Origin of the sequence: Paraprevotella clara YIT 11840 (assembly GCF_000233955.1) — a bacterium.
GTDB classification, from domain to species: Bacteria; Bacteroidota; Bacteroidia; order Bacteroidales; family Bacteroidaceae; genus Paraprevotella; species Paraprevotella clara.
Genome location: NZ_JH376581.1, coordinates 145,827 through 155,403, shown reverse-complemented (window position 1 = coordinate 155,403; position 9,577 = coordinate 145,827). Strand labels below are relative to the sequence as shown.

Annotated in this window: 7 protein-coding genes; 1 reads left to right on the top strand and 6 read right to left on the bottom strand. The window is 51.4% G+C overall.

The window, feature by feature from the left end; genetic code table 11:
- Nucleotides 1-455: 455 nt before the first annotated feature.
- Genes HMPREF9441_RS02265 through HMPREF9441_RS02250 form a run of 4 tightly spaced genes read right to left on the bottom strand, consistent with a single transcriptional unit; the run spans nucleotide 456 to nucleotide 5,653 of the window.
- The gene (locus tag HMPREF9441_RS02265) at nucleotides 456-2,033 is read right to left on the bottom strand and encodes a S41 family peptidase (RefSeq protein ID WP_008617491.1); all 1,578 of its coding nucleotides are present in this window, start codon (nucleotides 2,031-2,033) and stop codon (nucleotides 456-458) included.
- 22 nt (nucleotides 2,034-2,055) lie between these two features.
- Nucleotides 2,056-2,514, bottom strand: coding sequence for a pantetheine-phosphate adenylyltransferase (coaD, locus tag HMPREF9441_RS02260; protein WP_008617490.1), 459 nt, complete (start codon nucleotides 2,512-2,514; stop codon nucleotides 2,056-2,058).
- Between the two features lie 10 nt (nucleotides 2,515-2,524).
- Nucleotides 2,525-4,492 carry a DNA topoisomerase IV subunit B gene (locus tag HMPREF9441_RS02255; protein ID WP_008617489.1) on the bottom strand — a complete coding sequence of 656 codons (1,968 nt, stop codon included), beginning with the start codon at nucleotides 4,490-4,492 and terminating at the stop codon, nucleotides 2,525-2,527.
- A gap of 9 nt (nucleotides 4,493-4,501) precedes the next feature.
- Nucleotides 4,502-5,653: a hypothetical protein gene (locus HMPREF9441_RS02250; protein WP_008617488.1), complete on the bottom strand. Its 1,152-nt coding sequence runs from the start codon at nucleotides 5,651-5,653 to the stop codon at nucleotides 4,502-4,504.
- A gap of 205 nt (nucleotides 5,654-5,858) precedes the next feature.
- On the opposite strand from HMPREF9441_RS02250, the gene HMPREF9441_RS02245 reads away from it, so the two are divergent.
- Nucleotides 5,859-7,013: an OmpA family protein gene (locus tag HMPREF9441_RS02245; protein WP_244949575.1), complete on the top strand. Its 1,155-nt coding sequence runs from the start codon at nucleotides 5,859-5,861 to the stop codon at nucleotides 7,011-7,013.
- A 50-nt stretch (nucleotides 7,014-7,063) separates the two neighbouring features.
- On the opposite strand, the gene HMPREF9441_RS02240 is transcribed toward HMPREF9441_RS02245, so the two are convergent.
- Together HMPREF9441_RS02240 and HMPREF9441_RS02235 are read right to left on the bottom strand one after the other, a co-directional pair.
- The gene (locus HMPREF9441_RS02240; protein WP_008617486.1) at nucleotides 7,064-8,272 is read right to left on the bottom strand and encodes a THUMP-like domain-containing protein; all 1,209 of its coding nucleotides are present in this window, start codon (nucleotides 8,270-8,272) and stop codon (nucleotides 7,064-7,066) included.
- 5 nt (nucleotides 8,273-8,277) lie between these two features.
- Nucleotides 8,278-8,952, bottom strand: coding sequence for a M15 family metallopeptidase (locus HMPREF9441_RS02235; protein WP_008617485.1), 675 nt, complete (start codon nucleotides 8,950-8,952; stop codon nucleotides 8,278-8,280).
- Nucleotides 8,953-9,577: the final 625 nt, after the last annotated feature.

The window sequence follows — 9,577 nt, the reverse complement described above, 5'->3', positions numbered from 1 at the left end:
TGGAAAGAAAGTTTCGGTGAAGTTTTGATAAGGTGTCCCTCGTGACGGGACAAAGATTAGCCTCCGCAAGAAGCTGCGTTTGCAAGCCTTTTTTGTGGGGGCTTTTATTACATTTGCTCCTCCTGCGTGTCGGCATTCTCCCCCTCCAAGAGTTTTGTAAAAAGGTCTTTCATCTTTCAGGTCGCATGTCAACTGATTGTCATATAATGGATTATGGAATGAAGGATGTTTCAGGCATCTTTCAGAATTCTTTCATGGCGGAAAGCGATAAAAAGTTCTCAGCCGAACGATTTGTCAATCTCAGCCGAATGATTTTGCGTTCTGCGCCAAACGAAATGAAGCATGGCTGAAGGATACCTGAAGCATCCTTCAGCCTGTAATGTTAATATTATGAAGGACTTATCATACAAACTGAAAGATGAAAGCCCTTTTTTACAAAACTCTTTTGTCGGGTATTATCGTTCAAGCAGTTCGATAGCCTTTTTCACGAATGGATTCTCTTCGTACATGACGGCGAAGTATTCCGACATATCCCAGATGTCCCGTGCAATCAAGGCTTTCATCTGAAGTTTCAGTTCCGGTAATGTCTTTTGCAGTTCTTCCTCGTCTTTGGGCTTCACGCCGACTTTTTCACCTTCTGCGAGCACCAGGTCGATGAGTTCCTGGGGTGTTTCAAAACGGGTTTTGAATTTGTCGAATGAAGCGTATTCGCGCCGGATCTTCTTACGGTATTTATCAATAAACTTGAGGTCGGCGTTGACGATGGCACCTTTGGCCGTCAGTTCGCGATGGAACTTGGTGTATCGTGTCGTATCCAACGGTATGAAATAGTCCGGCATGATGCCTCCTCCTCCATAGACGGTACGTCCTTTGCGCAAAGTCTTATATTTTAAGGAGTCGGGGAAGTGGATGCTGTCTGCGTTGGTCAGTTCGCCATGGTTGTAACGTTCGATGACGTCCATGTTATACTTCATCTTATCCCCCATGGTGTAGGGCTTTTGGATGCAGCGTCCGCTCGGGGTATAATAACGTGCCACGGTCAGCCGGATCATAGAGCCGTCGGGCAAGACGAAAGGTTTTTGTACCAGACCTTTGCCAAACGTGCGGCGACCTACCACCAAACCGCGGTCTTGGTCTTGGATGGCTCCCGTAACGATTTCGGAGGCCGAGGCTGAATATTCATCCACCAATACGATGATTCTTCCTTCGCGGAACAATCCCGGGCCTTGGGCGCGGAATTCTTTATAGGGAGTGCGTAATCCTTTGGTGTAGACAATCAAATCGTTTTTGGGCAGGAACTCACTGGCTATACCCGTCGCGGCATCCATATATCCGCCGCCGTTCTGCTGCAAATCCAGTATCAAGTCCTTCATGCCTTGGTCTTGCAAGTCCTTGATGGCTTTCTTCACTTCATCATGGCTCGTGCTACCGAAACTGGACAGACGGATAAGTCCCACGGTAGGGGTTACCATGAAAGCCGCATCTACGGTAGATACAGGAATCTTGTCTCGCGTGACGATGAATTCCAATCGGTCTTTGATACCGTTCCGCACCACACCCAATTTTACTTTTGTGTCTCTCGGGCCGCGCAACCTGCGCATGATTTCCTCACGGCTCATCTTCACACCGGCAATGGCTGTGTCGTTCACGCTGACGATGCGGTCGCCTGCCAGGATGCCCACCTTTTCCGACGGTCCTTTGGCCACGGGCTGAATGACGACAAGCGTGTCTTCCAGCATGTTGAATTGTACGCCGATACCGTCGAAATTACCTTGCAACGGTTCGTTCATTTTCTTGGTCTCCTCGGCGTTGGTATAAGAGGAGTGCGGGTCCAGTTTGGAGAGCATCCCGTTGATAGCGTCCTCCGTCAGTTTCACTTCGTCTACACTGTCCACGTACAGGCTGCTGATGGCCAACTGGGCCATGGAGAGTTTACGCATGGACTGTTCCATTTCCGACATGTTCCCTTTCCGTTGTGCCGGAGCTGTCCACGGAAGGCAGAAGAGCAAGGCTGCCCAAAGAGTTTTTTTCATGATGTTTGTGCTGAGTTGTTGTTTATTCGTATTCCAGCCCTTCCGGGATATAAGGCGAGATGTCCTTCCCGAAGTGCATAAGTTCTTTCACCATCGTGGAACTGATGAACGCCCATTCCGGTTCTGTGAACAGGATTATAGTCTCCACGCCTGTCAACCGTCGGTTCAGGTCGGCTATGTTCATTTCATATTCATAATCCTTGATGGAGCGTATGCCGCGCAGGATGAAGCGGGCGTGATGGCGGGCTGCGAAATCTACGGTCAAGTCCGAGTAACCCTCCACCTGGATACGTTCGTCCCCGGCAAAAAGCTTGCGCAGGGCGGCAATGCGCTTTTCCGTACTTTGTTCCATACGCTTGTATTCATTGATGCCCACGCCGATAATGATGCGGTCGAAGAGCGTAAGTCCCCGTCGTAGCAGAGATTCGTGTCCTTTGGTAAAGGGATCGAAACTACCGGGGAATATGGCTATTTTTTCCATTGATGAATCTTTATATAGCGGTTTCTGCGGTTTCGTCTTCTTCCGCACGGTCTTCCTCAATGACCAGATTGTTGATAATGAAGTTTTGTCGTTCCATGGTATTCTTGCCCATGTAATATTCCAATAGCTCTTTCACTTGGTCGCTCTTATGCAACGACACTTGTTCCAGACGGATGTCCGGACCGATGAAGTGTTTGAATTCGTCGGGAGAGATTTCCCCAAGCCCTTTGAAACGGGTGATTTCCGGGTCGGGACCTAAGGCTTCGATGGCCGCCACACGCTCCTCGTCGGAATAGCAATAGCGGGTGATGAAGTCCGATTTGGCAGCCTTGGCTTCTTCTTCCAGTTCCTTCAGTTTTTGCTTGCCGATTTTGTTTTTGCGGTTGCGTACGCGGAAGAGGGGAGTCTGGAGAATATATACGTGTCCTTTCTTAATGAGTTCGGGGAAGAACTGGAGAAAGAAAGTAATCATCAGCAGGCGGATGTGCATGCCGTCCACGTCGGCATCGGTAGCCACGATGACTTTGTTATAGCGTAGCCCGTCCAGTCCGTCTTCGATGTTCAGGGCGGCTTGCAGGAGGTTGAACTCCTCGTTTTCGTACACCACCTTCTTCGTGAGGCCGAAACAGTTCAACGGCTTGCCGCGCAGACTGAATACCGCTTGGGTCGTCACGTCGCGGCTCTTGGTGATACTGCCGCTGGCCGAGTCGCCTTCGGTGATGAAGATGCTGCTATCCTCCTTCAAGTCGCCTTTGGCATCGTTTAGGTGGATGCGGCAGTCGCGTAGCTTGCGGTTGTGCAGATTAGCCTTTTTGGCCCGTTCGCGTGCCAGTTTCGTCACGCCGGCGATGGCTTTGCGTTCCTTTTCGTTTTCGGTGATTTTCTGTATGATAATGTCGGCGATGTCCGTATTCTTGTGCAGATAGTTGTCCACCTGTTCTTTGACGAAGTCGCCCACGAACTTGTCTATGCTGATTCCGCCGTCGGGTATGGTGGTCAGCGACCCTAATTTGATTTTCGTCTGGCTTTCGAAGAGCGGTTCTTCGATGTTGATGGCGATGGCCGCCACCAGTCCGTTACGGATGTCGCCGTAATCGAAGTTCTTGCCCGAGAAATCTTTGATGGTCTCGGCAATGTGTTTCTTGAAGGCACTTTGGTGCGTGCCCCCTTGGGTCGTATGCTGTCCGTTGACGAACGAATAATATTCCTCCCCGTATTGTCCCGTGTGGGTAAAGGCTATTTCTATGTCTTCCCCTTTCAGGTGGATGATAGGATAGAGCCCGTCGTTGGTCATATTGTCGTTCAACAGGTCTACCAGACCGTTGCGGGAATGGATGCGGCGTCCGTTGAACATGATGGTCAGTCCCGTGTTCAGGTACGTATAGTTGCGCAACATCGTTTCGATGAATTCGGTACGGAACGTATAGTTCTTGAACAAAGCACTGTCCGGTTCGAAATAGATGAAAGTTCCGTTTTCGTCGGCTGTCGGTTCCGTTGATTCGCCGGTCAGGATTCCGCGTTCGAAAGTGGCCCGGCGCATTTCGCCGTCGCGATGGCTTCGCACTTCGAAGTGCGAGCTGAGCGCGTTGACCGCTTTTACACCCACTCCGTTCAGTCCCACGCTCTTCTTGAATGCCTTGGAGTCGTATTTGCCGCCCGTGTTGAGCATGCTCACCGCTTCGATGAGTTTGCCCAAAGGAATACCGCGGCCATAGTCGCGTACGCTGACCCGCAAGTTGTCCTCTACGGTGATTTCTATCCGTCGGCCGGCGTTCATTTTGAACTCGTCGATGCTGTTGTCTATCACTTCCTTCAAAAGCACGTAGATACCGTCTTCGGCATGAGAACCGTCGCCCAGCTTTCCGATGTACATGCCCGGACGGGTACGGATATGTTCCATGTCCGACAAGTGGCGGATGTGGTCTTCGGTATATTCGGTAAGTATCGGTGCTTCGTTTGGTTTCTCTTCTTCTGCCATAGTGTGTTTCTATTTAAGTGACTTCTGATAGCAACGTCTGTGTTTATGTACCTCTGCGTCTAAGTAAGCCCATTGCCCCTGGCTTTTTTCGTTGGTCTCCAGTTGCGGATGCGTTTCGCCGAACTTAAAGCCCATCTGCTGGCAAATGGGGATGAGGTCGGCGAAGAGCATGGCATTGACCCCTTTGTTCTGATATTCCGGAAGGACGGCCACGAGCAACAAATCTATGATGTCCGAATGCTTGAAGAACAGCGCCTTGACCAAATGGTACCAACCGAAGGGGAACAGGCGGCTCTTGGCTTTCTGTAAAGCATGCGAGAGGGAAGGCATACCCACCCCCATGGCTATGATGCGTCCTTCGGCATCTTCTACGACCGTGACCAGCCGCATGTCTACGAGCGGAAGGTAAGTGTTGACGTATTGGGCAATTTGCCGCTCGTTCATCTCGGAATAACCGTACAGCGGGGCGTATGCTTTGTTGACTACGTTGAAAATCTTGGGTCCCCATCCTCCCCTGCGTATTTCGCGGGCGCTTTTGAATTTGCGTACGTGAAGGTTGTAGCGTTTGGCGCTCATTTCCGCCACGCGGAAATATTTGTCCATGTGTGCCTGATGACCGCGGTCGGGTACGCGTATCTTGCGTTCCACCCAGTCCACTTCTTTCGTATACCCCAAACGTTCCATGTGTGTCGGGTAATAAGGGTAGTTATACGTGGTGGACATCGTGCTCAACTGGTCATAGCCGCCGGTGAGCATGCCTTCCGGATCCATGTCCGTAAACCCTAAAGGCCCTACCAGCTTGTCGCATCCGTGGGCACGTCCCCAGGCTTCCACCGTGTCCATCAGGGCGCGGCTCACTTCCGGGTCGTCCGTGAAGTCGATCCAACCGAAACGGGCGTTGTTCGTCCCCCATGTCTGATTGGCCTTATGGTTGATGATGGCAGCCACGCGCCCCACGATTTTTCCTTCGCGCAGAGCCAGGAAATAATCCACGTCGCAGAAATCGAAGGCTGCGTTTTTCTGCGGGTTGAACGTGTCGAGCGTGTCTTCCAAAAAGTCGGGCACGGCGTACGGACAGTCCTTGTACAGTTCGTAGTTGAAGCGTATGAACGCTTTCAACTCACGGCGAGTCGATATTTTTTTAATGGTTACAGCAGACATGTCATATATGTAAAATGGTCAATAAATTGCGGCGATGCACAAACGTGCAAATATAGCCTTTTTTTTATTAACAGTTGAGTAAAATGCTCCGCTTTTCGCTTATCCTCCCTTTTTTTTAAGAAAAAGTTAAAAAAGATTGTTAGCTTCTCGTATTTATCTTATATTTGTGAACTTAATCCAAGTTGAATCATAAAAATATAGACTGATGAGAAAGATAAGATGTATGCTCGCGGTTATGGCTATGGCCATAGGCACGGGAGTGGCTTATGCCGGAGAAGGAAACAGTGAGAAAGATTATCGTCCGTATCCGCACATGTTCTTCGGGTTGAACGGGGGCGCGCAAGTGTCTTTTACTCATTATGATTTCAGCAAGTTGATCACACCGAGTTACGGCGTTTCGTTCGGTGCTTATTTCAATCCGGTCATCGGGGCACGTTTGCATGTGAGCGGTTATGAAAACAAAGGCGGCATCAAGTCTTTGAATGAAACTTACGATTTCAATACGGTGACGGGTAGTGCGGACTTGCTGTTGAACGTGACCAACATGTTCCGTAGCGATAAAGATCGTGTCTTTAATCTTATTCTTCTTGGAGGTGTAGGGTTGGCAGGCGCATGGGACAATGACGATTTCCACGCGTTGGCTGCCAAAGCAGCCGAAAACTATCCGATGGCATGGCAGGACCGTAGGCTTTCGCATAATGTGCGGTTGGGAATGCAGCTCGATTTCAATATCGCCAAACATTTCGGACTGAATCTGGAATTGGCCGCTAATAACAGAGCCGACCGTATCAATTCTAAAACGACCGACCGAAATGACTGGGCTGCCACAGCTTCTTTAGGTCTGATTTTCAAGTTCGGGCAGAAGAAGACCGAGAAGATGGCGGAAGAGCCGGTTCCGGTGGCAGAGGAATGGGCTACGCGTACGGATACCGTTTGGTATGACGACATCACGTATAGGGACGTGCCCGAAAAAGTCATTTATGAGGACAATATTTACTATAAAATCCGTTTGAGCGAACCGGATCCGGCTTCAAAGATTCAGAAGATAGCCGATTTCGTCAAGGCGCATAAGAATTGCAGCGTGCAGGTAACCGCTTATGCAGATAAAGCCACGGGAACACCGGAGTTGAATATGCAATATTCCAAGGAACGGGCGGAGAAAGTCGTTGCGGCATTGGTGAAGGCCGGTGTGAGCCGATCTGTCATTACTTCCGAATATAAGGGCGACACCGTGCAACCGTTTGCCGAGAACGACAAGAACCGTGTAGCTATCGTAAAAGTCACGGGTGAGGGTGTGAAGAAGGAACAAGTGAAGACGAAGAAATACAGATTGGAAGAGACCCGTTACAGGGTAAAGTAACAGAGTAATTTTTTTCATGAGGAAGGGGTCGGCTGTGAAGCCGGCCTTTTTTATTGGGGTTCCGCTTTCCGGCACCGGAGCAGCACATGCCGTCCGTCGGCCAACGTCGTGGCGAAGAGGTAAGCGTTGCCTCCTTCTCTCAGTTTGAGGCGTTTGCGGAGCCCGGCTACGGTGTCCGGAAAGTTACGGACGGTCAGATTGGCTTGTCCGAGGCCGTTTAAAAGTCTTTTCAGTTCCTTTTTGCCGAACCCGCAGCAATCCTCTATGGCAAACGTCCGCCCGGGAAAATCCCTGCAGGAATGGTCTGAGGTATACAAATGGGAATTGGGATGCAGTTTCCGCAGGCCGTAACGTGTGGCCAGGCTGCGGAATCCGCCGCACTTCATCACGGAAGCATTCGGCTCGTAGAGAAATCGGCCCGGCGTGTCCGAATAAGTGCATGCGGCCTCCTCCTCTTCAGTCAAGGTGAACGTGAAGGTGGGGTCTTCCGTGCCGAGGTTGACGCAATGGCACGCTGTCTTTTCCGGCTTTTGCCGTGTCACGACCAACAGCAGTTCCTTGCATTCCCCTTGTACGCTGACAGCGTGGACTTCGGCCACGTGTGCCAAGGTGCGCAGGGCCGTCCGGATGTCCAGCATGGGGGAGAGCTTGATGAGGCTGAAAGCCGCCTTGCGGCGGATGGCTTCTTGGAGGATGGATAAATTCGGCTCGCAGTCTTCTATGGCCACCGTCTTGCGCCCGGCGGTGTCGCGTCGTGCGGGGTCGACGAAGCAACAGGCGGCGTCGGGCCATTCGTCCGGCGAAAGGGAAGAGTCGGTTTCCCGGATTTCCGCTTGTGCCAGTCCCAACGTTTTGAAGTTATGTGCTGCGATACGGCACAATTCCGGTTGGCGTTCCATGTAGACAGCCCGGTCGAACAGTGGAGCCAGAAAACTGAAATCGATGCCGAAACCTCCGGTCAGGTCCATCAGGGTATGGGGAGCCTCCGTGCCGTTGTTGTCCAACAAGCGTTTTACGAGGGCTTGTTTGTACCTTGCCGTCTGTTCCGAAGAACATTGTTCCATCGGGAGACGGGGCGGATACAGTATCCCGTCTCGTTCCGCCCATGAGGGGAGTTTGCGCCTTGCCGTCTGCCAACCCTCGATTTGTTGCAAGGCCATGCGCAGGTCTACGTTCTCCGAGGCCGGTTTCAGGGCCAGTCGGCGTACGTCCTCCTCCCGATGTGTCCGGATGAAGTCTTGTGTCTTTTCGTCCAGCATGTGTTTTACGGGATGGGTTTATAATGCGCTTTGGCTTCGGCGCGCGTGATGAAATTGAAATGCCACCATTCCGTGCGCAGGGCTTTGAACCCGGCTTGGCGCATGACCTGGCGCAGCAGTTCGCGGTTGCGCCGGGCTTCCGGCGTGAGTTTGCCCAGCTTTACCATTTCCGCCTCGTTGTCGATATGGGCCAACTTCCCTAAATAATCTATTTTCGTGCCCATGGGCAGCGTGTCGCCTTTCGCGTCGCAGAGCGTGAGGTCCACGGCCATACCGTAATTATGCAATCCCCCGCCGTTTTTGGGATTGCTCACGTAGATATTCTTCGGTGTTCCGGCCACTACGTTCCACATTTTTTGCTGGATGTGCATCGGGCGGGCTGCATCGTACACTTTCAGGCTCAGTTCAGGGTGGGAGGCTTTCAGGATTTTTTGGGCCTTGGCCAGAGCGCGTGCGGCTTTCGGGTGCAGGTAAGCTTCATGCAGGTCGGTGTAAAGCACCCGTCCCGTGAAGTTGTCCGCCCGTGCGTACATCAGGCTCACGCGTATCGTGCTGTCCATGCTGCGGACATCCACGAAGCCCGACCGTTCCATGGCTTGCGCCGTCCGTCCCGGAGTTTGAGCACAGGCGGTACTTCCGGCTAAAAAGCATGCTAAAAGGATATATGGAGTGAACGTCATATTTATGGGGTTGTCATTTTGTACCGCAAAGATACGGATTATGCCTTAATCATGGGGCGAATCAACGGGGTTTTTGCTTGCTTTTTGTCAATTTTATCCTTGTCGTTTTATGGCTTCCGGAAGTTTTGTCGGCTCATGGAACGGTCTGTTTTTCACACAATCTCCATTCTTCTGCTTCTATTGCGCATTTCCGGTTTTTAATCTCAGCCGAACTGAAAATCGTTTGGCTGAAAGAGATTTATCGTTTGGCGCAGGGCGGTGGGGAGTTGTCGATATTTGGTGCCGGAAATGCCCGTCCGGCGGCGGATAGAAAGGCTTTAAATACCTTGTAAATCTCTATTTGTAGAGAAAAGACGTACCTGAATGGAATAACAGAAAGAAAGGAAAATGTTTGCAAGGATGACGCGCCCGGGAGTTTCTTCCGCATGGTGCGGGGAGGCGGGAAACGAAATGGCAGCCGAACGGGGAAACGGCTTTCTTTCCGGGTTTCCCTGACGGCGCGAGAATCGCTTGAAATCTTCCACGGCGGATTTTCCCCGGAATACGCGCCGCATTTCGGATGGAAATGACAAAATGTCATCCGCCCCGTGAGGAGGTTCACGGGGCGGAGTAGCAGGTTTTCGGT